Source organism: Ferrovibrio sp. (assembly GCF_965278975.1).
Taxonomy (GTDB): Bacteria; Pseudomonadota; Alphaproteobacteria; order Ferrovibrionales; family Ferrovibrionaceae; genus Ferrovibrio.
The window spans coordinates 3,665,118-3,690,372 of the sequence record NZ_OZ257126.1; the positions used below are offsets into that span (position 1 = coordinate 3,665,118).

A 25,255-nucleotide genomic window follows, 5' to 3' on the forward strand; every position below is an offset into this window, starting at 1 on the left:
GCATCAGTCTAAGGCCAAGCCGGCGGGGTTTCACTCACTTTCCGGTGTGACTTCGGTCTGGCGGAAGGGGGAATGTTCGTCCAGTGCCGCGATCAGGCCCTGCATATGGGCGCGCTCTTCATCCAGGAAATTTGCCACGGCACGGCGGAAGCCGGGATCGGGAATGTAGTGCAGCGAATGGATCGGGCTGGGCAGGTAGCCGCGCGCCAGCTTGTGTTCGCCCTGGGCGCCGGCCTCCACGCGCTTCAGCCCATGGCGGATGGCGTAGTCGATGGCCTGGTAATAGCAGCATTCGAAATGCAGGAAATTATGCTGCTCGATGCAGCCCCAGTTGCGGCCATAGAGCGTGTCGCTGCCCAGCATGTTCCAGGCCCCGGCAATCCAGTTGCCCGCGCGCTTTGCCAGCACCAGCACCACGCGTTCCGGCATCGCCCGGTGCAGGCGGCGGAAGAAATCGCGGTTCAGATAGGGCTGGCCCCATTTGCGGCTGCCGGTATCCATGTAGAAATCGAAGAAGGCATCCCAGTGTTCGTCGCGCAATGCGTCGCCTGAGAATGCCTCGATTTCGATACCGTTGTTTACCGCCTCGCGCCGCTCGCGCTTGATCGCCTTGCGCTTGCGTGAGGCCAGCGCGGCGAGAAAGGCATCGAAATCGGCATAGCCGTCATTCTGCCAGTGGAATTGCTCACCTAGGCGATGCAGCAGGCCGGTGCTTTCGCCCCAGGCGTTCTCGGCTTCGGTGACGAAGTTGACATGCAGCGAGGAAAGCTGGTGCCGCTTCACGATTTCCAGCGCGCCTTGCAGCAATGCGGTGCGTACAGCCCCGGCATCATTGCCGGGCGCCACCAGGAAACGCGGCCCGGTCACCGGCGTGAACGGCACGGCGGACAAGAGTTTGGGATAATACTGCCCGCCGGCGCGTTCATAGGCATTGGCCCAGCCCTGGTCGAAGATGTATTCGCCCTGGCTGTGGCCCTTGAAATAGAGCGGCATGGCGCCGACCGGCTTGCCGTCCTCCTCGACGATCAGATGCGTCGGCTGCCAGCCCTGGCGTGGCGCGACGCAGCCGGATTGCTCAAGTGCGAGCAGGAAGCCATGCAGCAGGAAGGGATTGTCCGCGCCGGCGCAGGCATCCCACTCCACCGCCGGAATATTGGCGATGCCGCCAATCGACCGGACAGTTAGGCCGCTCACTTCGTGGACAGCTCCTCGAAGATGACGTTATCGGCATGGGCGGCGGCGCGGGCGCGCTGCTCCTTGCTGCGCACCGTCCAGCTGATCACCGGCAGGTTATGGGCACGGTAGCGCGCAGTGAGCGGCGAGGGCAGGTCGTTCACGTCATAGGCCAGGAACATCGGCTCGCCATGGAAGCGGTTCAGCATCCAGCGCAGGCCCAGCTTCTGATACCAGTTCAGGTTCTTGCCCATCTCGGCCAGGGCGCAGGCGATCTGGCCGCGCACGAATTGCGGCGCATGCTCGCGGAACCAGGCCACCGTGCGTGGGCTGAAGGATTGTACGGCAACAGGGCCGGGATAATGCCGCAGCATGTTGGCGACCGCCTGCTCCAGCGGACCGGCGGGATCGGCATTGTCCTTCTTGATCTCGACCAGCAGCGGCACGCGGCCCTGCACCAGGTCGAGCACGTCATGGAAGCTCGGCACCGTCTCGGTGGTGCCGAGGATGGTTTCGCGCTTCAGCGCCGCCAGCGTCATCTCGGAAACGCGGCCGGGCTTGCCGCAGAGCCGGTCCAGCACGGCATCATGGAACACCACGGCCTGGCCGTCTCCGGTGATGCGCACGTCCAGTTCGATGGCATAGCCGTTGTCGATGGCCTGCTGGAAGGCGAGGCGGGAATTCTCCGGCACGCCCTTGGCGATGTCATGCAGGCCGCGATGCGCCACCGGCGTTTTCAGCAGCCATTTCGGGGTGGCTTCGTTCATAACGCTCACCTACTCGCGGATAAGGAACACGGCATCGGCTTCCACCGTGATATCGAAGGGCAGGGACGGCGCCGAGATCGCGGTGCGCGCCGGCCGGCCGGGTTCGCCGAACACTTCCTGCAGCAGGTCGGTGATGCCGTTGGCGACGACCTGCGCCTGCTGGAAATCCGGTGTCGAATTGACCAGGGCGAAAACCTTGAGGCAGCGTTCGATGCGGTCGAGGTCGCCTTCCACGGCCTGGCTCACCTGGGCCAGCAGGTTGAGCGCCGTCAGCCGCGCCGCCGCCACGCCATCGGCCATCGAGGCGGAGCCGCCGAGCTTGCCCTGGTGGCGTACGCTCTGGCCCCAGGTGGGGCCGACGCCGGCGACCCAGACCTCGTTGCCGGCCTTGGTCCAGCCGACATAATTCGCCACCGGCATATGCGCCGGTGGCAGCACCAGGCCCAGCTCCTTGAGGCGCGCGGCGATGCGGCCAGCCAAGGCTCAGGCCAGTTCGAAGATGGCGTCGATCTCGACCGACACGCCGCGCGGCAGCGACACCGCGCCGACCGCATAGCGGGCATGTTTGCCAGCCTCGCCGAATACCTGCACGAACAGGTCGGAAGCACCGTTGACCACCTGCGGCTGCTGGATGAAATCCGGTGTCGAGTTGACGAAGGCACCGACCTTGAGCACGCGCTTGATGCCATCCAGCGAACCGCCGGCCGCCGCGCGCGCCTGGGCGATCAGGTTGAGGCCGCAGAGCCGCGCCGCTTCCACGCCCTGTTCCACGCTCATATCGGCGCCAAGGCGGCCGAGATAGCGCAGTTCGCCATTCCAGATGGTGATCTGGCCGGCGACATAGAGCGTCTTGCCGCTGATGGTGTAGGGGACGTAGTTGGCTGCCGGGGTGGAGGGATTGGGCAGTTCAATGCCCAGCGCCTTGAGGCGCGCTTCATGGCTCTCGGTCATGGGAGGATACCTTTGTGCTTACTGGAGCCGGTATTTGGGGCCGGACTCATTGGGAATAGGCCTGTGATTGGTCTGGGAGGGTCGCCGGTTAGGAGCAAATCGTAGCGCGTAGTGGGACTACGGGCAAGATTTGCGACGACACCCGGCGGCCCTCCCAGACCAACCCTTCGGGCGATGTGCTTTTCTTGCCTGGCGTTGTCGAAAACCCTCACCGATGCACCACATCGCTTTCGGGTTCTCTCCTAGCCAGGCAAGAAAATCACAACGTCACGGGCCTATTCCCAATGAGTCCGGCCCCTGGCCCCAAGCCGCCTTTAATCGCAACCGATGGCGGGTTTACTCACAGGGTCAGCTGATGGGGCGCGTGCGCCGCGTTTCCTTGTGCATGTACATGGCGCGGTCGGAGGCTTTCAGCAGGTTGGCTAGGCTGGCGCGGCCATCATAGCGCACCAGGCCGTAGGAGAGGCCGACGGCGAGGCGGCCCTGGCCCCAGAGCAGCGGCTCGTTGCGGATCGCGGCGCAGAGCGCGCGCAGCCGTGCCTCGGCTTCCGGCACGCTGTTATCGGGCAGCACCAGGGCGAATTCATCGCCATGCAGGCGGGCGGCGAAATCCTCACTGCCGGTGGCCTGGCGCAGATGGCGCGCGGCATGGCGCAGGGCGGCATCGCCGGCGGCATGGCCATGCCCGTCGTTGATGCCCTTCAGGCCGTCCAGGTCGAGGAAGCCGAGCACGCCGCCGCCATTCTGGCGGCGGGCGCGGACCAGTTCTTGGTCCATGTGGCGCTCGAATCCCCGGCGGTTGGCCAGGCCGGTGAGTTCATCGGTAAGGCTGACGCGCTCGAGATCCTCGATACGCTGCTGCTGGTCGGCAAGCTTCTGCTCGCTTTCCGCCGCAACATCGAGGATCTGGTCGAGCAGCGCCAATCGGGCGGGGTCGCTGTCACGGCGCAGTTGCAGCCGCAGGCGCAGCACCAGGCTGGCGAAGCCGGGGCGCGCTGACTCAGGCAGCGCGGCACCGAAGGCCGGGGCTTGGTCGGCACGCCAGTCGGCGAGATTGACCGGCAGATCATTGGCTGGCAGGGCGAAGCTCATGACGAAACCCGTGTGACTTTGTTCCGGGTCTTACTTAGCAATGGCCGTGCCAGAGTATTTTTATTGGAATTCCGGTAAAAATACTCCAGAATCCCTCGGCAAATATTGCCGGTTAAATCGGTCCGCTAGATCGGACTGGGCGGAACCCTGCCGGCCAGCACCGCGTCGATATTGTCCAGGGCGGCGAAACCCATGGCATCGCGGGTTTCCTCGGTGGCGCTGCCGATATGCGGCAGCAGGAATACGTTGTCGAGCGCGGCATAGCCCGGATGCAGGTTCGGCTCGCCGGCAAACACGTCCAGCCCGGCGGCGCGGATATGGCCGGACTTGAGCGCCGCCAGCAGGGCTTCGTCATTCACCATGTCGCCGCGCGCGGTATTCACGAAGATGGCGCCGGGCGGCAGCAGGGCCAGGCGTTCGGCATCGAACAGGCCGCGCGTTTCCGGCGTCGAGGGCGCGTTGATCGAGAAGAACTCGGAAACCGTGAGCAGGCTTTCCAGCGTGTCGTGATACACCGCGCCCAGCGCCTGTTCCGGCGGCAGTGGGCGGCGGTTGTGATAATGGATCTGCATGCCGAAGGCGCGGGCGCGTTGCGCCACCGCCTGGCCGATGCGGCCCATGCCATAGATACCGAGCCGCTTGCGGTTGGGATCGCGGCCCAGCAGCATCGTGGTATGCCAGCCGCGCCATTCGCCGTCGCGTACCAGCTTGTTGCCTTCATGCGCCCGGCGCGCGGCAGCCAGCAGCAGCAACAGGGCTGTGTCGGCGGTCGCCTCGGTCAGCACATCCGGCGTGTTGGTAACGATGATGCCGCGCGCCTTGGCTGCCGCCACGTCGATATGTTCATAGCCGACCGAGAAGGTGGCGATCACCTTCACGCTGGGCGGCAGGTTCGCCACCGCCTCGGCGGTCACGCGGTCGCCGGCGCAGACCAGGATACCATCGGCGCCATGGCTGTTGGCCCGCTCGGCGATGCCTTCCGGGCCGAGCAACGTGTCTTGTGGGTTCGGCAGGGCGTCGTAATCGCGCCGCGCGCGGGCTTCGACATTGGGCGGCAGGCGGCGGGTTAGCAGCAGGCGGAAGCGGCTCATGTCACCAGACGGGTATGTTGTTGGGGATTAGCGTTATTTTTCCATAAGATGCGCGGTGGCATGTTGCGCCGCCGCAGCGCCCCTATATTGTGAAGAGCGGACGTGCCGTGAGCAAGGATTCGATGAAGCGCCTTTTTGCCTGGTTTGCTATTTTGCTGTTGCTGCTGGCTGCCGGCCAGTCGCCCAGGCCGGTTCACGCCCAGGATCAGGCCGATCCCAAGGCGTTACAGGCCATCGGCAAGGGCCTGGTTTCGCACCGCGCCACCTATGGCCTTTCCATCGCCCGGCATGATCCACGCAATTACCGCTCCGGCATCGGCGGCGGCCTCAGCCTGGAATTCCTCAATAGCTGCGATGGCTATGTGCTGAACCAGCGTTTCGTGATCGAAACCCAGACCGAGGATGGTCAGGTGTTGAGCGACATGACGCTGGGTTCCTTCGAAAGCCTGAACGGTCAGCGTTTCCGCTTCCGCCTGCGCGAGCAGTTGAATGGCGAGGATGAGGAGGAGCTGGTCGGCGAAGGCCAGCTCGGGGCTGGCGGCGGCCGCATCACCTTCTCGCAGCCCGAGGATACCACGCTGGACCTGCCTGCCGGCGCGATGTTCCCGACCGATCACACCATCCGCCTGATCGAAGCCGGCCGTGCCGCGCGCAACCTGCTGCGCGCCGATGTGTTCGATGGCTCGGCGGCAGATGGCTTCGCCAGCATCGGCGGCTTCATCGGTCGTACCTTGCCGCCGAGCACGGAAGGCCGCTTCGATGGTTTGAAGCAGCAGCGTTCCTGGCGCGTGCGGCTGGCCTATTTCTCCACGGCGAAGAAAAGCGACACGCCGGATTACGAAATCGCCTTCCGGCTGTATGAAAACGGCATCAGCGATGAAATCGTTTTCGATTATGGCGATTACGCCATCCGCGCCACGCTGCAATCGCTGGAAATCCTGCCCAGGGATCGCTGCTAGCTGCGACTGCTCCTAGCTGAACATGAACCAGATCAGCAGGATTACCGGGATCGGCACGCCGACGAGCCAGAGCAGAATATAGCGCATGGTAGCCCCATGGTTTGTGTCACCTGGGGAATAAACGTGGCAATCGCGATTTAGTTCCGCTCGCCGATGCGCCACAGCCAGGCGGCACCGCGCACGCCGGAACTGTCGCCATGCCGGTTGCGCAGCAGCGGCGTGGTGACGTGGTCGCTGAACGCCCAGCGCTGCCACAGCTTCGGCACATTGGCGTAGAGCCGCTCGATATTGGAGAGGCCGCCACCCAGCACGATGGCATCGGGATCGAGCAGGTTCATCACCCCGGCCAGCGCGCGGGCCAGGCGGCTTTCCAGCCGCTGCAATGCCGCCTCGGCCTGGGCATCGCCAAGCTCAGCCAGCGTTACGATGTCGGTTGCCTGGCGCGGCGTGCCGCTGGCGCGGGCATAATCGGCTTCGAAACCGGGGCCGGAGAGCCAGGTCTCGTTGCAGCCTTGCAGGCCACAATAGCAATCAGGGCCAGGCAATTCGCCAAGTTCGGGCCAGGGCAGCGGGTTGTGGCCCCATTCGCCGGCAATGGCATTGGGGCCGAGCAGGCATTGGCCGTTCACCACGATGCCGGCGCCGCAGCCGGTGCCGAGGATGACGCCGAACACGGTGCGGTAGCCCTGGCCGGCACCGTCGGCGGCTTCCGACAGCGCGAAGCAATTGGCATCGTTGCCAAGCCGCACCGGCCGCTGCAACGCCGCCTGCAGATCGTGATCCATGGCATGGCCGATCAGCCATACTGAATTGGCATTCTTCACCAGGCCGGTGGCGGGCGAGATGGTGCCGGGAATCCCGACACCGACGGGTGCCGGTGGTCCGAAGCGGATGATATTGGCTTCGCTGTCCACCACCTGCACCAGGTCGCGGATGGCGCGGATGGTGGCGGTATAATCGTCGCGCGGTGCGGAGATACGCCGGCGGGCGCGGATCGCGCCATCATCGCCGAGTGCGATGGCCTCGATCTTGGTGCCGCCGAGATCCACGCCGATCCGCATGGATCAGCTGCCCAGTTCGCGGGCCAGGTGCTGCGCCATCGCCGCCCAGGATTCGCCGCGATGCTGGCAATGCTCGCTGGGCGGTAGCAAGGCGGCCAGCCGATGATCGGCGATGAAATGCACCCGGTGCACCGCTGGTGCCAATTTCGCCACCGAGGCATGGTTATGCGGAATATCGTCGATAAAGGCGGCGCGCTTCGGGCCATGGTGCAGCAGGGCGGCCATGGCCGGCCCCTTGGGTCCGGTATTGGCAATGATGGGGTAGGGCATGCCGTGGCGGTGCAAAGCGGTGGCGCGGGCCTCGCGGGCATGCAGGGGCAAGTTGCTCAGCACAACGATATCGGCCAGGGGCGCCAGCGCGGCCAGGGCGTCGGCGGCGCCATCCACCGGCTCCAGCAGGTCGGTGGCGGTGGCGAAGAAGCCATCCAGCAGCGGCCCAAGCTCGGTCTGGGGCAGGACGGCATCATCGGCCCGGCGGCGCACATTCCCGTGCAGCGCGAAGGATTGCCAGTTGAAATAGAGGCCCTGATCCTGCAAATGGCGTTCAAATCCGCGCATGAAGTAGAAGAGTACTTCGTCGGCGTCGACCACCAGCAGCGGCCGGCCGGGGTTCAGGCGCAGCTCGGCCAGTTGCGCGGCAGTTGCCGGGGCTGGACTCGCCGGGGGCGGGAGGGGATTGTTCTCAGGCATGACAGACACATTATACATGATTCGCGGTCTTGAAACGGCTTGGCCCGGTTGCAGCCAAATGCTACATATCGTTGAGATAATATGGATACAAACTGCTCCGCGTGGCGGTGCTAGTCGGGGACAAGCCGGATGAGCAAGACCGTTCTGATCGTCGAGGACAACGAACTTAATATGAAGTTGTTCCACGACCTGCTGGATGCTCATGGCTACCAGACTCTGCAAACCAAGGATGGTATGGAGGCGCTGGCCATGGTGCGCCAGCACCGGCCGGACCTGATCCTGATGGACATCCAGTTGCCGGAAGTGTCCGGCCTGGAAGTGATCAAGTGGATCAAGGAGGATGACAATCTCCGTTCCATACCGGTGGTGGCGGTGACGGCCTTTGCCATGAAGGGCGACGAAGAGAAGATGCGCGAGGGTGGCTGTGACGCCTATATCGCCAAGCCGATTTCGGTCGGCAAGTTCATCGAGACGGTGAAGCACTTCCTGGACGCCAAGAACTGACGCGGTCGGCATGACTGCGCGCATCCTGGTGGTTGATGATATCCGCACCAATATCAAGGTGCTGGAAGCCAAGCTGACCAGCGAATATTACGAAGTCATCACGGCGGCCAATGGGCCGGAGGCACTGGATTCCGCGGTTCATGGCAACCCGGACCTGATCCTGCTGGATGTGATGATGCCCGGCATGGACGGCTTCGAGGTCTGCCGCCGGTTGAAGGCCGACCCGGCGACGGCGCATATTCCGGTGATCATGGTGACCGCGCTCGGCGACCCCGAGGACCGGGTGCAGGGCCTTTCCGCCGGCGCCGACGATTTCCTGACCAAGCCGGTGGATGACGTGGCGATGTTCGCCCGCGTGCGCTCGCTGCTGCGCGTCAAGCTGATGCTGGACGAGTTGCGCATGCGCGAACGCACTTCTGCCTCGCTCGGCGTGCTGTCGCCGCCGGTGCCGAGCCTGGATGAGGATTACGCCAACGCACGGCTGCTGCTGGTGGAAGATAATCCGCGCGATCAGGTGCGGCTGCAGCGCATGATCGAGGGCCAGTTCAAGCTCGACATGCAGTCCGATGGTGCCGGCGCGGTGGCCGAGGCGCGGCGCCAGGAATACGATTCCATCGTGGTCAGCCTCAGCCTCAAGAACCCCGATGGCCTGCGGCTCTGCTCGCAGCTTCGTACCACGGAGGAGACGCGCAACGTGCCGATCCTGCTGCTGGTGGGGCCGGATGATCAGCGCGCCTTGGTGAAGGGCCTGGAAATCGGCGTCACCGATTATGTGGTGCGCCCGATCGACCGCAATGAATTCATTGCCCGCCTGCGCGCCCAGGTGCGCCGCAAGCGTTACCAGGAGCGGCTGCGCCAGCATTACCAGCAGAGCATCGAGATGGCGGTGACCGATCCGCTGACCGGGCTCTATAACCGCCGCTACATGGCCTCGCATCTCGGCACGCTGCTGAGCCAGAGCGCGTCGCAGCACGGCACGGCGGCCTTGATCCTCGATCTCGATCACTTCAAGCTGGTGAACGACACCTACGGCCATGGCGTCGGCGATGATGTGCTGCGCGAGATCGGCGCCCGCATCGTGCGCAATATCCGCGGCATGGACATGGCCTGCCGTTTCGGCGGCGAGGAATTCGTGGTGCTGATGCCCGATACGGCGCTGGAATCGGCCCAGGTGGTGTCCAGCCGCCTGCACCGCGCGATCAGCGAAGTGCCGATCAAGGTGAACGCGCCGGTGGGCCAGCTTATCGTCACCTGTTCCATTGGTCTGGGTTCGAGCCGCCCCGGCGAGCCCGCCGACACGCTGCTCAAGCGGATTGATGACGCCCTCTACAAGGCCAAGACCGCCGGGCGCAACCAAGTGCTCATCGCCACCGAATAGGAGGGCGGGATGCGGCGGGCCGTAGCCAAACGCGAGAAGCCTCCCGAGCCGACGCCATCACTGGCAGAGGCCACGCCACCGCCTTTCGATATGCGCTTCGCCATCATCAACAAGATCGGCATGGTCGATTCGCTGTCGGCCGGTGTGGCCACGCGGCTATTGGAAACCCTGTCGCTGCCGGCGCCGCTTTTCGGCCTGCTGCATCTGTTCGTCGAAAGCCCGGAAACGCCGCGCACCGTCACGGTACTGGCAAAGATGATGCGGGTGCCGCAGCCGGGCGTGACCAAGCGGGTGCAGAAGCTGCTGCAGCGTGGCCTGGTGCGGGAGGAGGCGAGCCCCTTCGATGCGCGCCAGAAGCTGCTGTTCATCACGCCCGCCGGGCAGGAACTGCACCGGCAGGCGATTCGGCTGCTGGTGCCGGCGGCCTGGGAACTTTTCGCTGGCTGGAGTGACGCCGAGCTGCAGCAGATGATGGCCAACCTGGAGCGGATCAAGGCCGCCCTGGAAGAGCGATTCTAGTCTAAGTTATTATTGTGAAAAGGAATTTACTCGATTGGGCCATCGGGTGACGGCTTTTCACGCTCAATAACATTCCTAAGAATTATAATTGCAAATCATTATTACTAGTACTAAATTCCAGCCCCAGCAAAAGTACATTCTGGGGAATGATCACAATGAATCGGCACAGTAAGTTCTGGGTTGCGGCGGCGATTGGCGGGGGCCTGTCGGCTGTTGGCGTCGGGGTAGGCGGGGCGCCGGCACTGGCGCAGGAAAGCGGCAACACACCGACCCTGCTCGATACCGTGCTGGTCAGTGCCTCGCGCGTCGAGGAGCCGGTTTCCTCGATCCCCGGTTCGGTGATCGTGATCGGCCGCGAGGAAATCGAGCGCCAACTGCGCCTGACCAGCAACCCGTCCAAGGTGCTGCAGAAGCTGGTGCCGGGCTACAGCATCAGCAACGAGACGCTGAGCAATGCGTCGGAGAATTTCCGCGGCCGCAACACCCTGGTGCTGGTGGATGGCGTGCAGCGCAACACCCCGCTGCGCGATATCTCGCGCATGCTTTCGGGCGTCGATCTGAACAGTATCGAGCGCATCGAGGTGGTGAACGGCGCCAGCGCCATTTACGGCAACGGCGCCACCGGCGGCATCATCAACTTCATCACCAAGCAGGGCAGTGGCACGCCGGAGACCACGGCCTCCATCGGCCTGCGCGCCTTCACCGCCGATATCGGTGCATCCATCGCGCCGGAACTCTCGGCCGGTTTCCGGGGCGATGCCGGCCCGGTGGATGTGGTGGCGAATCTCACCGCCAAGTATAGCCGCGATGTGTTTGACGGCCATGGCAAGCTGGTGCCGTCCGACGGCATGCTGGGGCAGGGCGGCGCTGACAATGTCAGCGACTATAACGGCCTGTTCAAGGTCGGCAAAAGTTTCGATGCGCGCCGCCTGGAATTCTCGCTGAACGCGATCCATCTCGACCAGGAGCCGGATTACTTCACCAGCTATGCCACGCGCCCGGCCTCGGTGATGACCAATTCGCCCTATAGCGGCCGCAGCGTTGCCGAGCGTTCGGAATTCTACCGCACCAGCTATACCGATGCGGGCTTCGCGCTTGGCTCGCTGCGTGTCGACCTGAGCTACAGCGATGTCGAGCGCCGCGCAGCACTAGCGCCGCTCTCCACCGCCAATCCCTTCGTCTATTACACCGGCGGCTCGTTCACGGTGCTGAACACCAACGGCCAGACCACGCTCTATAGCCAGCAGCTTGGTTTGCAGACGGCGGTGACCACGCCGCTCGATACGATAATGAAGGGTATGAAGCTGACCTGGGGCGCCGATATCGGCCAGGACAGGACCAAGCAGAAATTCCAGGATGGCGTGGATGCCATCGCACCGATGGAGCAGGTGAACTACGCCGCCTATGCCCAGGTCGATGCGCCGGTGCTGGACTGGATGCGCCTGCGCGGCGGTTTGCGCTACGACCGCTTCGAGCTTGACCTCTCCAATTTCCGCCGCCCGGCCTATACCAATGGCGCGGCGCAGCTTGCGCCTGTGAATGTGATCGGCGGTTCCTTCGTCTACGATGCGCTGGTCTACAATGCCGGCATGGTGGTGGATGTGGCCAAGGGGCTGGAAGCCTTCGCCGGCTTCTCGCAGGGCTATTCGCTGCCCGATTACGGCGGCTTCACCCGCCGTTCCGGTTTCCAGGGTGTCGGCACCAACTTCACCACGCTGGGCCCGAAGCCGCAGAAGGTCACCACCTACGAAGCCGGCCTGCGCGGCCAGAACGAGCAGGCCAGCGGCGGCATCAGTGCCTATTTCTCGCAATCCGATCTCGGCACCACCTTCATCGCGGCGTCGAACCAGATTTCGCAGCAGAAGGAAGAAGTCTACGGCCTCGAACTCTACGGCGAATACAGCCTGACCAAGAATGTCACGCTCGGTGGCACGTTGGCCTGGATGGAAGGCCGCTACGACTCCAACCGCGATGGCAGCATCGACAATTACCTGCCGAACAACCGCATCGGCAGCCCGCTCAAGGCGATGATCTATGCCGATTGGGAGGTCGACCGCGACTGGTCGCTGCACGCCGAAACGGTGTACTTCTCCTCGCGCCTGCGCAACGATGGCACCACCCGCTTTGAACTCGACGAGGGCTTCCTGGTCAACGCCATCGCAAGCTACCGGCTTGGCCATGGCACCTTCAGCTTCGGCGTCGAGAACCTGTTCGACAGCTACTATTACAACCCCAGCGCCAGCGCCACGCGCAACAGCTATGTTGCTGCCCTCGGCCGTACCGTGGCGATGCGCTACAGCCATAAATTCTAAGGCATGTTTGCATACGAAACCGAGCGCGCGCCGCTCTATGTGCTTCGCTTCGTCGGCCGTTTCACAGCGGCCGACGAACGTGTTTATCTGGCCACCCTGGAGGATCTGCTGCACCGCCCGCCGGGCTTTGCCCTGGTGGTGGTGCTGCAGAACGAGAACCGCATGTCGGCGGATGGCAACAAGCAGCAGGCGCTGTGGTTCAAGCAGAACCGCAATTGGCTCGGCGAGATATGCCGGGGCATGGTGCGGGTGCGCGAGCACGAGCCTGACCATCACCACGACACCAGCAATTTCCGCAAGGCGATGCCGTTCCCGACCACTGAAGTGGAAACCGAGGCCGAAGGTATTGCCTGGGCGTTAGCCCGTTTAGAGGAAGCCGGGCGTTAGCCCGTCTGGAGGAAGCCGCATGACCATAGCCGATAGCAGCGTGCCCTCGGTGGCGGCGCCCGCCGTTGTGCAGAAGCGCATCCTGGTGGCACTGGTGGGGCTTTATGTCGCCCAGGGCATCCCGATGTATCTCTACGCGGCGGCTTTGCCGGCGATCCTGCGCGATGGCGGCGTGTCGCGCAGTGCTATCGGCCTGATCGGCCTGCTGATGGCGCCGATGATGCTGAAATTCCTCTGGGCGCCGATGGTGGACCGTATGCCGCTGCGGCTGTTCGGCCTCGCCAGGCTGGGCCACCGCCGCTCCTGGATCGTGCCGACCCAGATCGGCGTGGTGCTGCTGCTGGTGCTGTTCGCCTTCCTGCCGCCGACCAATATGTGGGTGGTGATCGGGCTCGGCTTCGTCATCACCATGCTCAGTTCGACCCAGGATATCGCCACCGACGGCTTCGCCACCGAGCGGCTCAAGGCCAGCGAGCGGGCGCGCGGCAATGCCGTGCAGGGCGGCAGCGTGGCGATCGGCGTGGTGATCGGCTCCAGCCTGACACTCTATCTCTACAGCCAGTTCGGCTGGACCACGGCAATCCTGGTGCTGGCGGCATTGTCTGCCGGCACACTGCTGTTCACCCTGCTGATGGATGAGCCGCCGGCCCAGGCGGTTCCCCAGGCTGCGGCAGTGGCTGGGGCGGCGGAAGGGAATGGCGCCTCGCTGCGGGCCGCGCTGCGCGATCCGATCACCTATTCGGTGCTCGGCTTCGCCCTGGTCTACCGGGCGTCCGAAGGCATCACCAAGGCGATGGAGAAGCCCTTCCTGGTCGATAACGGCCTGTCGCTGGAACTGATCGGCTATCTCTCAGGCGCCGCCGCCGTCACCGCCGGGCTGCTCGGCGCGGCGCTGGCGGCCTGGACCATCCGCCGCCTCGGCCTGTGGCAGACCATCCTGGCGCTCGGCCTGCTGCGCACGGCGGTATTCTTCGGCTGTTGGCTCTATGCCACGCTGCCGCTGGATTGGCACCCGCTGCTGATCATCCTGGTGGCCTGCAACACCATCTCCCGCTACATGGAGATCGTGGCGCTGTATTCGCTGTTCATGGGGGCGGCGGCCAGGGAGCGCGCCGGCACCGACTTCTCGCTGCTCTCCTGCGCCCAGCTTTTCGTGTTCATGGCCGGCGCCCTGATCAGCGGCGTGCTCACCGATGCGTTGGGCTATCCCGGCCTGTTCGCCATTGCCACGGTGCTGTCGGTGCTCAGCCTGTGGGCGGCCCTGCGCAAGGTGCCGGCGGACCATCCGGCGATGCAGACCTGACCGGGATCACGGTTAGCCAGCTAGAACGCTGGCAGCCAGGCAGAACGAAAAACGGCGCCGGAAGGCGCCGTTTGCGTATCCAGATCAGAAGTAACTGGATGGTTACTTGATCTTGGCTTCCTTGAATTCGACATGCTTGCGCGCCACCGGATCATACTTCTTGAAGCTCAGCTTCTCGGTCTTGGTGCGCGGGTTCTTCTTGGTCACATAGAAGAAGCCGGTGTCAGCGGTGCTGATCAGCTTGATCTTCAGGGTGGTCGGCTTTGCCATGGCGGTGATTCCAACAGACGGGTGTTAAAAAGTTGGCGCAGCATAGGGATTCGCGGCGCTTTGTCAAGGTAAGGGTAGCTCCGCCGGGCGTGAAACCTGGGGCTTGGCGATTCCAGTGTTTCATGTGAAACAGAGTCGGAACATCAATCCTCCCAGGAAACCACCGGACGGCCTGAGCGATAGCGCCAGAAGGCGGTGCGGGCGGGCTGGGACAGGCTTTCCAGGTCTTTAAGCTGCCCCAGCACGAATTCGGTGATATCGGCCAGCGGCAGCGCCAGGGCCTCATCCAGCGGCCGGAAACCAAGATCGAGCAGTTCGCCGGAACCGCCCAGCTCGCCCGAGGCGGCCTCGGCATCAGCGACGAAGAAGCGGGCGTGGAAACGGATCGGGCTCTGCGCCGGGGTGATGGCACGGCAGAGATAGGCCAAGCCGGAGAGGTCCGGCCGCAGGCTGCCGGAGACCAGCGGCCCCAGCGCCAGGCCGGTTTCCTCCCAGGTTTCCCGTGCAGCGGCGATGCCCAGGGCCTGTGCCGCCTGAAGTGAGCAGCCGTGATTAAGTAGCCGAGTTTCCGTATTCTTATCCAATGGCTTGTGATGGGTATCTGACTTGTCGCTTAAATCAACCCGGCCACCCGGAAAGGCGTAGACATTGGGCAGGAAGCGGTGCTTGCCGGCGCGGCGGCCGAGCAACACTTCCCAGGTGCCGGAAGCACGGCGGCGCAGCAGCACCAGGCTGGCGGCATCGCGCGGACGTGCCGGGCGGGCGCCTTCGGGCAGTGGGGGAAAGCCCAATTCCGGTCGGGCAAAGGGCGGCAGCGGGTTTTCTGGATTGTTCATTCCAGAATCCCGGTCATTCCAGAACCTTGGTCATTCCAGAACCATCATGTCCTTGCCTGAATAACCCCGGCGGTAAAACGGCACGCCGAGATCGGGGTTATGCAGCGCCGGCTCGGCCAGCCAGTCGGGCAGGCGGTGCAGCACTTCCTGGGTGATCGGCGGCAGGTCCAGCCGGGCGGCATCGTCTGGCGTGATCCAGAGCAGGTTGCCGAGTTCCTCCGAGGGCCGCAGCTCGCCAGTTGCGGCGCTGGCCGGGGCGGCGAAGAAGCGGGCATCGAAGCGGCGCGGGCGCTGTGGCGGCGTCACCGCGCGGCAGACATAAGTCAAGGCCGAGGGGTCGGGTGCCAGCAGGCAATCATCCGCCGTGCAGAACTCGCCCCAGCCCTCCGGCGGCTCGCCCTTGAAAGCGCGGCTGGCCGGGCCGGCAAGGCGCAGGCCGGTTTCCTCGAAGGTCTCGCGGATGGCGGCCAGCGCCAGGGCCAGTGCCTTGCGCGGGCCGGTGACGCGGGCGCGGGCGAAGCGGGCGGCGGTGGCGACATTCAGCGGGGCTGCGGGGCGAACGCGGTAATCGGCCAAGTCCAGCCTGCCGCCGGGGAACACATAGGTCTTTGGCATGAAGGCGTTGGAAGCGGCGCGTTCGCCGAGCAGCACTTGCAGCCTGCCGGCGTCAAAGCGGTAGAGGATCAGGGTGGCGGCGTCGCGGATCGGCTGCGGGGGCTTTTTCGGTGCTTCAGTCATCATTCTAATCTAACGCCTGTTAGCCGAGTCGCGGCAACGGCTATGTCAGCGGTTCTTCTGCTTCTTGCCGGTGCGGATGCCCGTGGGGCGGCCAGGCTTCGGCTTCTTTGGCCTCGGCAGTTTCACGTTCGATTGCTTGCGCGGCGAGGCCACGGTCCTGCCATAGGCATTGAGCAATTCAAAGCGCAGGCCGCCGGTCACCGGCGTCGCCTCCACCAGCTGCACCATCACCGCATCGCCGAGCCGGAAGCGTTTCTTGGTGCGGCGGCCGACCAGCGCATGGCGGGCCTCGTCATGGATATAGAAATCATCGCCCAAAGCCGACATCGGCACGAAGCCATCGGCGCCGGTCTCGTCCAGTTCCACGAACAGGCCGAAGCGGTTGACGCTGGTGATATGGGCGGCGAAATCGGCGCCCTCATGTTCGGCCATGAAGGCGGCAACGAAGCGGTCGAGGCTGTCGCGCTCGGCCAGCATCGAGCGGCGCTCGGTGAACGAGATATGCTCGGCGATATTGGCGAAGCTGGTGCGGTCGTCGTCGGTCAGGCCATCCGGGCCGAGCCGCAGGGCGCTGACCAGGCCGCGATGCACCAGCACGTCGGAATAGCGCCGGATCGGCGAGGTGAAATGCGCATAGCGCGCCAGGTTCAGGCCGAAATGGCCCTGGTTCTCGCCCGAGTAATAGGCCTGCATCTGGGTCCGCAAAACCACGGTGTTGACCAGCCGCATATGCTCGCTTTCCTTCACCGCCTCCAGGATGCGGTTGAAGTGGTGCGGGCGCAGCACCTGGCCCTTGGCCAGCCGCAGGTCCAGCGTTTCAAGGAAGCGGCGCAAGGAATCGACCTTGTCGGGCGAGGGCGGTTCATGCACGCGGTACATGCAGGGCGTGCGGTGCTTTTCCAGTTCCTCTGCCGCCGCGACATTGGCGGCGATCATGAAATCCTCGATCACCTGATGCGCCAGCAACGACTGGCGCGGGCGGATCGCGGCGATGGCGCCGTTCGGTGCCAGCACCACGCGGCGTTCATCGGACGTGATGCTCAACGGCTGGCGTGCTTCACGGGCGCGGTTCAACCCCGCATGGCAGGCATAGAGTGGCTTCAGCACGCTTTCCAGCCAGGGTGCTGCGCCTTCATCGGGCGTGCCGTCGATGGCTTGCTGCACCTGGGCGTAATGCAGCCCGGCGGCAACGCGGATGATGGCGCGGGTGAATTTATGCCGGCGCTTGTTGCCCTCGGCATCGAACCACAGATGCACCGCCAGCGAGGCGCGGTCCTGGTTCTCGATCAGCGAGCAGAGATCGGCCGACAGCGCCTCGGGCAGCATCGGCACCACGCGGTCGGGGAAATAGGTGGAATTGCCGCGCGCCCGCGCTTCGCGGTCCAGCGCGCTGCCGGGCCGCACATAATGCGCCACATCGGCAATCGCCACGATGGCATGCCAGCCGCCGGGATTGTTCGGATCGTCATCGGGCGCGGCGAATACCGCGTCGTCATGGTCGCGGGCATCTTCGGGGTCGATGGTGATCAGCGGCACGGGCCGCAGATCCTCGCGGTCTTTCGGCGTCACCGGCTTGGCGGCTTCCGCCTCGCGCATGGCTTCGCCCGAGAAGGCGGTGGGGATGCCATGGGTATGGATGGCGATCAGGCTGAGCGCGCGCGGATCCTCGGCATGGCCGATCACCTCGGTAACACGCGCCGAGCGCAGGCCAAAGCGGCGGCCCGGCAGCGGCTGCGCCACCACCAGTTCGCCGGGCTTGGCCTTGCCGGCATCTTCCGGCGCGATAAGGAATTCATGGCGGATCTTGCGGTCGGTCGGCTGCAAGCGGCCTTCGCCATCCTCGGTAACGGCATAGAGGCCCAGCACCGGCTGCTCGCGCTGTTCCAGCACGCGCACAATGCGGCCCTGATAGCGGTGCGAGCCGGCCTCGCGCACCCGCACCAGCACGCGGTCGCCGACGCCTACGGCGCCGAGTTCACGACTGCGCTTGCCATTGTTGGCCAGGTCGATCTGCGGCGGATCGCCTTCGCCGGTCCATTCCACCGGCCGGGCCACCAGATCGCCATCGCGGGTCTGGCGCACGATATCGGCCATGCAGATTTCCGGCAGCGTGCCGGTGGGCAGCAGGCGCTTGGTGCCTGCCGCGGCGGGCTGCAATTCGCCCTCGCGCTTCATCTCGCGCAACAGGCCCTTGAGCGCCACGCGCTCCGCCGGCGGGATGTTGAACGCCTTGGCGATTTCGCGTTTCCCGACCATGCCGGGGTTATCGGCAATGAAGCGCAGGATTTCCTGTTTCGAGGGCAGGTTGCCGCGCGGTTTCTTCGCCACGACTATTCCGCAGCGTCTTTCTTGGCTGCTGCCTTCTTGGGGGCCGCCTTTTTGGCAGCCGCCTTCTTAGGTGCAGCTTTCTTGGGCGAGGCTTTCTTCGGCGCGGCAGCCTTGGCTTCGCCGGCAGCAGCCTTGGGGGCGGCCTTGGCGGCTGCCTTCTTCGGTGCCGCCTTGCGGGCCGAGCCCTTCTTGCCCTTGCCGCTCTTGGCGCGCGCCGCAATGGCGGCGATGGCAGCTTCCAGCGACAGCGTGGTGTGATCCTCGCCGCGCGGGATCGGCGCGTTGGTGTCGCCGTGCTTCAAGTAAGGCCCGTAGCGGCCATCGATCACGTTCACCGGCTCGCCGTCTTCGGGATGCGCGCCGATGGTGCGCAGCGGCTTCGGCTCCGGCCGCTTGCGGCCCGGGCCACGCGCGGCGGCGGCGGCAATCTTCTCGACGGCGTGATTGATGCCGATTTCCAGCGCCTCCATGGCGTCTTTCAGCTTGGCATACTTGCCATCATGCAGCAGGTAGGGACCGAAGCGGCCCAAACCGGCGAGAATCTCTTTCTGGGTTTCCGGGTGCAGGCCGACAACGCGCGGCAGCGCCAGTAGCTTCAGCGCCAGTTGCAGCGAGATTTCCTCGCCCTGCAAAGCCTTGGGCAGCGAGGCGCGCTTCGGCTTGGTCTTGGCCTTGCCTTCGCCCTCGGCCTCGCCGAGCTGCACATAGGGGCCGAACGGACCCTGGCGCAGCGTGACCGGCACGCCATTTTCATCGGTGCCGAGTTCCTGCGGACCGGACAAAGCCATTTCGTCGCCATTGCCGGCAGAAAGCGGACGCGTGTAGCGGCATTCCGGGTAATCCGAGCAGCCGATGAAGGCGCCGGTGCGGCCGGCCTTGATGCCCAGCGCGCCCTTGTTGCAGGCCGGGCAGAGGCGCGGATTGCGGCCATCTTCGCGTGCGGGGAAGAAGTGATGCTCCAGCATCGCGTTGATGGCATCCAGCACTTCGCCGCGCCGGCCCATCTTCTCGTCGATGCGGGTGATGGCATCCTTCACCGAGGTATGGTCGTCGCTGCCCTGGCTGAAATCGCGCCAGAAATCCTCCAGCACCTTCTTCCAGTCGAGCTTGTGCTCGGCGATCTCGTCGAGCTTCTCTTCCAGATTAGCCGTGAAGTCATAGGCGAAATACTGGTCGAAGAACGAGACCAGGAAGGCGAAGGCAAGCCAGCCGGCATCTTCCGGCATGAAACGCTTGGCTTCCATCTTCACATAGCTGCGGGCGCGCAGCACTTCCAGGATGGCGGCATAGGTGGAAGGCCGGCCGATGCCGAGTTCTTCCAGCTTGCGCACCAGGCTGGCTTCCGAGAAGCGCGGCGGCGGCTCGGTGAAATGCTGGTCCGGCTTCACGTCCTGGGTGTTCAGCTTGTCGCCGATATTCAGCTTCGGCAGGCGCGCGCCTTCTTCGTCATCGCCGCTCTTGTCGTCGACGCCTTCCTCATACAGCTTGAGGAAGCCGGGCGAGAGCACCACGGTGCCGGTGGCGCGGAAGGTGCCGGTATTGGCGCCATCGCGGATGTCGATGGTGGTGCGTTCCAGCTCGGCGCTTTCCATCTGGCTCGCCAGCGCACGGGTCCAGATCAGGTCGTAGAGCTTGAGCTGGGCGTCATCGAGATAGCGCGACATGGCGCGCGGGCGGCGGCGGAAGTCGGTGGGGCGGATCGCCTCATGCGCTTCCTGGGCATTCTTCTGTTTCGACTTGTAGACGCGCCAGCTCTGCGGCACGGCCTCGCGGCCGAAATCCTCGGCGATCACGTCGCGCGCCGAGCGGATGGCTTCGTCGGCCATGCTGACGCCATCGGTACGCATATAGGTGATCAGGCCGGTGGTCTCGCCGCCGATATCGACGCCTTCATAGAGGCGCTGGGCAAGCTGCATGGTGAACTGCGCCGAGAAGCCGAGCTTGCGCGCCGCTTCCTGCTGCAGGGTGGAGGTGGTGAAAGGCGGGTAGGGGTTGCGCCGCGCCGGCTTGATCGAGACATCGGCGACGGAATAGGCGAGGTCCTTCAGCCGCGCCACGGCGGCATGGGCCTTCTCGCCATTATCGAGATCGAACTTGTCGAGCTTCTTGCCGCCCAGCTCAAACAGGCGGCTGGATACCTTCTGGCCGCCGGCATTGAGGAACTCGGCGGAAATCGTCCAGTATTCACGCGCCCGGAAGGCTTCGATCTCGGTTTCGCGCTCGCAGATCAGGCGCAACGCCACCGACTGCACGCGACCGGCGGATTTCGCCGCCGGCAGCTTGCGCCACATGACGGGCGAGAGCGTGAAGCCGACCAGGTAATCCAGCGCGCGGCGCGCCTGCTGGGCATTCACCAGGTCCATGTCGATGTCGCGCGGGTTGCGCATGGCATCGGTCACGGCGGTCTTGGTGATTTCGTTGAACACCACGCGGCTGACCGATTTGCCCTTCACCGCCTTCTTGGCTTCCAGGGCTTCCAGCACATGCCAGGAAATCGCCTCGCCCTCGCGGTCAGGGTCGGTTGCCAGGATCAGGCTGTCGGCGTCCTTCAGGGCCGTGGCGATGGCGCGCATCGAGTCATTGCCCCGCCCGGACATTTCGTAATGCATCACGAAATCCTTGTCCGGTTCCACCGAACCGTCCTTGGCCGGCAGGTCGCGCACATGGCCGAAGGAGGCCAGCACGCGATGGCCGGGGCCGAGGTATTTCTCGATGGTTTTGGCCTTGGCGGGGCTTTCGACGACGACAACTTTCATCGGGTCCGGGGTATCTCGAATGAGGGCCGGCGGGGAGTGCCAGCGGGTGTTAACGGCGGCCAGAACATGGGCAAAAGCCGGGCCGCTGTCAAATCAGATCGCTTTAAGGGCGCCGCTACTTGGCTACTTCTTCAATCGTTTCAATTGGATAAGCGCCAACCAGGAGCATGCGTACCGACTCAGCCCCGCCGGTCAGCGGCAGCACCAGACGTTCCCAGGTGCGTTCCACCTGCCAGGCCGAGCGTTTGTCGCGGGAGGTATAGTCGAAGGTGGCCGTATACTGGCGCGAGAGCGGGATGCCGGCACGCACGGCGGCGGCGTATTCGGTGCGCAGCAGCAAAGCCTGCTGCGGCGGCAGCGCCGAGATCGACTGGCCGGTCATGTCGACCTTGAACTGATCGACGAAAGCCGAGCCGTAGAGCCTATATATATAGTCATCCTCGCCGCTGCGCTCGACCAGCATCAGGTGGCCGAGCCAGGGCCGCATCTCGATCGGATCGATATCGGCGCGGTCAGGCAGGGGCCGGCCCTGCCGCTTGCCGTCCCAATAGGCGTAAAGCGAGCGGAGCAGGGGCAGGGTCAGGACAGGCGCCGGGTCGGCCATCGGCTATTCCGAATCCTCCAAGGGCCGGTGGCGGCGAGATGACCGCGAATCGGCTGATTCATACTTTATTAACTATAACCCGATTGGGCAGATCAGGATACCGTGGGGGCCGTGATTGGAGACGGGGGCATCACATGGGCAGGCGGGTATGGCTGGGATTGCTGCTGCTACTTCTGGGGGCCTGCGCGCCGAGCCTGGAGAAGTATAGCGTGCTGCCGGTGGCCGAACCGCCGCAGGGCGAGGTCGGCGTCGCCTTCCTGGGCGTTTCGACACTGCTGATCGACGACGGCGACACCAGGATCATGGTGGATGGCTTCTTCACACGGCCGGGCAAGTTGAAAACCTTGTTCGGCCGCATCAAGCCGGATGAGCATGTCATCGCGCCGGCCCTGGACAAATATCGCGCCAGGCCGCTGGCGGCGGTGGTGACGCTGCATTCGCATCATGACCACGCCATGGATGCGCCGCTGGTGGCCAAACTGGGCGGCGGCGCCACGTTGATCGGCTCGGAATCCACCCGGATGATCCGCGATGGCCTGGGTATCGATGTGCCGTTCGAGGCGGCCGAGCCGGGCAAGGCCCGCGCCTTCGGGAAGTTCAAGCTGACATTGCTGAAAGCGAGCCATTCCAAACAATCGTCCTGGGTCTCGGCACCGGGCCATCTGACCGCGCCGCTGAAACCGCCGGTGCGCTTCAACGATTATCTCGAAGGCGGCGCCTATGCGCTGCTGGTCGAGCATGGCCCGCGCCGCCTGCTGGTGCTGGGCAGCGCCGGCCTTATCAAGGCAGAGCAGTCATACAAGGCCGATGTGGTGTTTCTCGCCATCGGCGGCCTTGGCCGGGAGAAGGGAGACGTGCCGCGTGATCTTTGGAATAACGCGGTGGTCGGCTCGCAGGCGAAGCGCGTCATCCCGACCCATTGGGATGATTTCACCCGGCCCTTAAGCAAGCCGCTGCAACCTTTCCCCTGGCCGTTCGACGATGTGCCGAAGGCGCTGGACGATCTATGCGCGAGGGCGGGCGGCAAGATCGAAGTAGTGCTGCCGCCCGTGGGCATACGCTTCGATCCGTTTGTGCGGCTGCCGGACCCGGCGGCAGCCTGCGAAGCCGGAAAACCCTGAGAATAGTGGCGCATGCGGTGCATTTCGGACTGCACGACAACTGCTGTGCAGTAGGCGCGGACGATCAACAATAACTATTCCATAAATGTATATAATAATCATTCTTAATTGCTGGATAAATATGACAATAACTATTAAAAGCAATTTGAATCAGGCGATGGTGCAAAAAATCGCTGTTAATTGAGAAAAATGAGTATTTGAGGGGAAGTCATGCGCAAAGTCGCAACGTTTGGAATCTCGGTGGGTCTATTGGCGTTTTATGCAGCCGAGGCCTCGGCACAGCAGGCGGGCGGCGCAAGCAACCCGACGGTGCTGCCGGTGGTGACGGTGGAGGGCGAGGCGATCAACACCGCCGCCCAGCGCGCCATCGAGGACAAGCGGGCCGCGCCGAACGCGATCACCGTGATCGAGGCCGAGCAGCTCAATCAGTTCGGCGACCAGCCGCTGGGCGATGCGCTGCGCCGCCTGCCGGGTGTCAGCTTCCCGGGCGGCAACCGGGCCCGCGACGTGCAGATTCGTGGCGTCGGTGTGGAATATTCCCAGGTGCTGGTGAATGGCCGCGCCCTGATCGATGGCAACTCCAAGCGCAGCGTGCAGGTCGACCGCATCCCGAGTTCGATGGTGGAGCGGGTGGAGATCATCCGCGCGCCGCTGGCCAGCATGGATGGCCAGGGCTCGGCGGGCACGGTGAACATCATCCTCAAGAACCAGAATTTCAACTCGCGCGGCGAAGTGGGCGCCGGCGCCGGCTATCTCGGTGAAAACGGCCCGCTTGGCGATGCCACTTTCCTCCAGGCTTTCGAGGCCGGTCCGCTGCGCGCGGTGCTGTCTGGCGGCGTGCAGCGCCAGCGCCGCAACGAGAGCAAGGATACCTACACCTATACCGGCGCCGGCGGCGCCAATGGCGGCACGCTGGAAAAGAACGAGCGCCGCTTCGACCAGATCAACCTGACGCCGTCCTTTGAACTGGATGCCGGCGACCAGAACACGCTGCGTTTCGAGCCGAGCTATCTGCGCACGCGTGAACTGCGCGATGATGTTTCCACCGCTTTGCTGGCCAACCAGGTGACGGTGAATAACCGCGAAGTGGAAAAGCGCACCCGCGAACGCGAGAATTACGGCTTGTTCGGCGCCTGGACCCATGACTTCAGCAGCGCCACCGACCTGACATTGAGCATGGATTACCAGCAGGCGACCGAGGACACGCTGCGCCGCGCGGTGCGCTACACCGCCGCCGGTGTGCCGAACCGGGTGCGCAACCGTACCGAAATCATCGAACTGGAACGCTACAATCCGGCCCTGGTGCTGAAGCACCAGGTGGATGGCCATGAACTGAAATTCGGCAGCGATTATTCCTTCTCCACCCGCGACGAGGATAACAGCTCGGTCACCAACGGCGTGGTCGATGCGCCGAACCAGGGCCGCCGCTACGGTATCGAGGAAACGCGCTGGAACGCTTTCGCCCAGGACAGCCTGCGCATCGGCCCCAGCGACCGCGTCACCTATGGCCTGCGGCTGGAAGATACCACCACCAAGACCGCTAATTTCTTTGGTGTCAGCCGCGAGCGCGACAATTTCTTCGTGCTGCCGTCGCTGAACTATGTCCACAATTTCGCGGGCGACCTGGATTTCCGCACCGGCGTCGCGCGCACCCTGCGCCGGCCCGACCTGCGCGAATTGTCGCCGAGTGTCGTCACCGCCGGCGGCACTGCCGCAAGCCCGGATACCGGCGGCAATCCAGACCTGGAGCCGGAATCGATCTGGGGCCTGGATTTCGGCCTGGATCAGTATTTCTGGGGCAATCGCGGCCTGCTCTCGGGCAACATCTTCGCCCGTCATTTCACCGACAAGATCGAGAATATCCAGGCCACTGAAGCCGGCCGTATCGTGTCGCGCGGGCAGAATGTCGGCACCGGTCATATGTATGGCCTCGAACTCGAAGGCCGCCTGCCGCTCGGCTTTGTCGGCCTGGAGAACCTGACGCTGTGGGCCAACGCGACGCGGGTGTTCACCGAAGTGGAGGCCAAGGCCACCGGCCAGACGCGGCGTTTCCTGGATCAGCCCGATTATGTCGGCAATCTCGGCGTCGACTGGTTCGTGCCGATGCTGTCCACCACCTTCGGCGCCAGCGTCAACCTGGCCAGCGGCTATGAGCAGAATAACCGCCTGGCCGATGGCACCTCGCAATCCGCCGATGTGCGCGCGGCCGCCCGCGTCGATTTGTCGGCGCGGATCGAATTGACGAAGGAGATGGCACTGAATATCTCTGCGCTGAACGTGTTCTCTGCCACCGAGAAGCGCAACGACCGCACCTACAACGCGGCCGGCGCGATGACCGCGCAGTCGCGTACCGACGAGCCGACCTACCGCTCGATCTACATGCGGCTGATCTCGACCTTCTGATCGTCAAGCAAA

23 protein-coding genes are annotated in these 25,255 nt (G+C 64.3%); 9 read left to right on the top strand and 14 right to left on the bottom strand.

Annotation, left to right across the window (positions count from 1 at the left end; translation table 11 throughout):
* Positions 1-30: 30 nt before the first annotated feature.
* The 6 genes from ACQY7X_RS17330 to ACQY7X_RS17355 form a co-directional block, all read right to left on the bottom strand.
* On the bottom strand, positions 31-1,194 hold the full coding sequence (locus ACQY7X_RS17330) for a GNAT family N-acetyltransferase (protein ID WP_428246665.1): 1,164 nt from the start codon (positions 1,192-1,194) through the stop codon (positions 31-33).
* On the bottom strand, positions 1,191-1,940 hold the full coding sequence (locus ACQY7X_RS17335) for a glycerophosphodiester phosphodiesterase (RefSeq protein ID WP_428246666.1): 750 nt from the start codon (positions 1,938-1,940) through the stop codon (positions 1,191-1,193). Before ACQY7X_RS17335 ends, ACQY7X_RS17330 begins: the two co-directional genes overlap by 4 nt.
* 9 nt (positions 1,941-1,949) lie before the next feature.
* Positions 1,950-2,420 carry a RidA family protein gene (locus ACQY7X_RS17340; RefSeq protein ID WP_428246667.1) on the bottom strand — a complete coding sequence of 157 codons (471 nt, stop codon included), beginning with the start codon at positions 2,418-2,420 and terminating at the stop codon, positions 1,950-1,952.
* 3 nt (positions 2,421-2,423) lie between these two features.
* Entirely contained in the window at positions 2,424-2,891 is a 468-nt protein-coding gene (locus tag ACQY7X_RS17345) for a RidA family protein (protein WP_428246668.1), read from the bottom strand.
* Between the two features lie 348 nt (positions 2,892-3,239).
* Positions 3,240-3,983, bottom strand: a complete 744-nt coding sequence (locus tag ACQY7X_RS17350) for a GGDEF domain-containing protein (protein ID WP_428246669.1) — start codon at positions 3,981-3,983, stop codon at positions 3,240-3,242.
* A gap of 125 nt (positions 3,984-4,108) precedes the next feature.
* On the bottom strand, positions 4,109-5,074 hold the full coding sequence (locus ACQY7X_RS17355) for a 2-hydroxyacid dehydrogenase (RefSeq protein ID WP_428246670.1): 966 nt from the start codon (positions 5,072-5,074) through the stop codon (positions 4,109-4,111).
* A gap of 122 nt (positions 5,075-5,196) precedes the next feature.
* Here ACQY7X_RS17355 and ACQY7X_RS17360 point away from each other — a divergent pair, with 122 nt between their 5' ends.
* Positions 5,197-6,033 carry an EipB family protein gene (locus ACQY7X_RS17360; RefSeq protein ID WP_428246671.1) on the top strand — a complete coding sequence of 279 codons (837 nt, stop codon included), beginning with the start codon at positions 5,197-5,199 and terminating at the stop codon, positions 6,031-6,033.
* Positions 6,034-6,170: 137 nt separating this feature from the next.
* Here ACQY7X_RS17360 and ACQY7X_RS17365 read toward each other — a convergent pair whose 3' ends face one another.
* The gene (locus ACQY7X_RS17365) at positions 6,171-7,094 is read right to left on the bottom strand and encodes an ROK family protein (protein WP_428246672.1); all 924 of its coding nucleotides are present in this window, start codon (positions 7,092-7,094) and stop codon (positions 6,171-6,173) included.
* Positions 7,095-7,097: 3 nt separating this feature from the next.
* Positions 7,098-7,784 (bottom strand): hypothetical protein, encoded by a 687-nt coding sequence (locus ACQY7X_RS17370; protein WP_428246673.1) that lies wholly within the window; start codon positions 7,782-7,784, stop codon positions 7,098-7,100.
* 129 nt (positions 7,785-7,913) lie between these two features.
* Between ACQY7X_RS17370 and ACQY7X_RS17375 the strand changes: the two genes are divergently transcribed.
* The 6 genes from ACQY7X_RS17375 (at position 7,914) to ACQY7X_RS17400 (ending at position 14,187) form a co-directional block, all read left to right on the top strand.
* Complete coding sequence (locus ACQY7X_RS17375; protein ID WP_341984236.1) at positions 7,914-8,288, top strand: response regulator; 375 nt, start codon at positions 7,914-7,916, stop codon at positions 8,286-8,288.
* 10 nt (positions 8,289-8,298) lie between these two features.
* A complete protein-coding gene (locus ACQY7X_RS17380) occupies positions 8,299-9,666 on the top strand; it encodes a PleD family two-component system response regulator (RefSeq protein WP_428246674.1) in 1,368 nt (455 codons plus the stop codon).
* A gap of 9 nt (positions 9,667-9,675) precedes the next feature.
* Complete coding sequence (locus ACQY7X_RS17385; protein WP_428246675.1) at positions 9,676-10,185, top strand: MarR family winged helix-turn-helix transcriptional regulator; 510 nt, start codon at positions 9,676-9,678, stop codon at positions 10,183-10,185.
* A 155-nt stretch (positions 10,186-10,340) separates the two neighbouring features.
* A complete protein-coding gene (locus tag ACQY7X_RS17390; protein WP_428246676.1) occupies positions 10,341-12,497 on the top strand; it encodes a TonB-dependent receptor in 2,157 nt (718 codons plus the stop codon).
* 3 nt (positions 12,498-12,500) lie between these two features.
* A complete protein-coding gene (locus ACQY7X_RS17395) occupies positions 12,501-12,884 on the top strand; it encodes a hypothetical protein (RefSeq protein ID WP_428246677.1) in 384 nt (127 codons plus the stop codon).
* Positions 12,885-12,903: 19 nt separating this feature from the next.
* Entirely contained in the window at positions 12,904-14,187 is a 1,284-nt protein-coding gene (locus ACQY7X_RS17400; protein WP_428246678.1) for an MFS transporter, read from the top strand.
* 102 nt (positions 14,188-14,289) lie between these two features.
* Here the strand turns inward: ACQY7X_RS17400 and rpmG are convergent, their stop codons facing one another.
* The 6 genes from rpmG to ACQY7X_RS17430 form a co-directional block, all read right to left on the bottom strand.
* Positions 14,290-14,457 (bottom strand): 50S ribosomal protein L33, encoded by a 168-nt coding sequence (gene rpmG / locus ACQY7X_RS17405; RefSeq protein ID WP_291007274.1) that lies wholly within the window; start codon positions 14,455-14,457, stop codon positions 14,290-14,292.
* A gap of 143 nt (positions 14,458-14,600) precedes the next feature.
* Positions 14,601-15,293: an NUDIX hydrolase gene (locus tag ACQY7X_RS17410; protein ID WP_428246679.1), complete on the bottom strand. Its 693-nt coding sequence runs from the start codon at positions 15,291-15,293 to the stop codon at positions 14,601-14,603.
* A 30-nt stretch (positions 15,294-15,323) separates the two neighbouring features.
* The gene (locus tag ACQY7X_RS17415; protein ID WP_428246680.1) at positions 15,324-16,034 is read right to left on the bottom strand and encodes an NUDIX hydrolase; all 711 of its coding nucleotides are present in this window, start codon (positions 16,032-16,034) and stop codon (positions 15,324-15,326) included.
* 42 nt (positions 16,035-16,076) lie between these two features.
* Positions 16,077-18,359, bottom strand: coding sequence for a ribonuclease R (rnr, locus tag ACQY7X_RS17420; RefSeq protein ID WP_428246681.1), 2,283 nt, complete (start codon positions 18,357-18,359; stop codon positions 16,077-16,079).
* A 2-nt stretch (positions 18,360-18,361) separates the two neighbouring features.
* Entirely contained in the window at positions 18,362-21,115 is a 2,754-nt protein-coding gene (gene topA, locus ACQY7X_RS17425) for a type I DNA topoisomerase (RefSeq protein ID WP_428246682.1), read from the bottom strand.
* A gap of 115 nt (positions 21,116-21,230) precedes the next feature.
* Positions 21,231-21,719 (bottom strand): PAS domain-containing protein, encoded by a 489-nt coding sequence (locus ACQY7X_RS17430; RefSeq protein WP_428246683.1) that lies wholly within the window; start codon positions 21,717-21,719, stop codon positions 21,231-21,233.
* A gap of 134 nt (positions 21,720-21,853) precedes the next feature.
* Between ACQY7X_RS17430 and ACQY7X_RS17435 the strand changes: the two genes are divergently transcribed.
* The gene (locus ACQY7X_RS17435; RefSeq protein ID WP_428246684.1) at positions 21,854-22,840 is read left to right on the top strand and encodes an MBL fold metallo-hydrolase; all 987 of its coding nucleotides are present in this window, start codon (positions 21,854-21,856) and stop codon (positions 22,838-22,840) included.
* Between the two features lie 210 nt (positions 22,841-23,050).
* Positions 23,051-25,243 (top strand): TonB-dependent receptor plug domain-containing protein, encoded by a 2,193-nt coding sequence (locus ACQY7X_RS17440; protein WP_428246685.1) that lies wholly within the window; start codon positions 23,051-23,053, stop codon positions 25,241-25,243.
* Positions 25,244-25,255 lie beyond the last annotated feature (12 nt).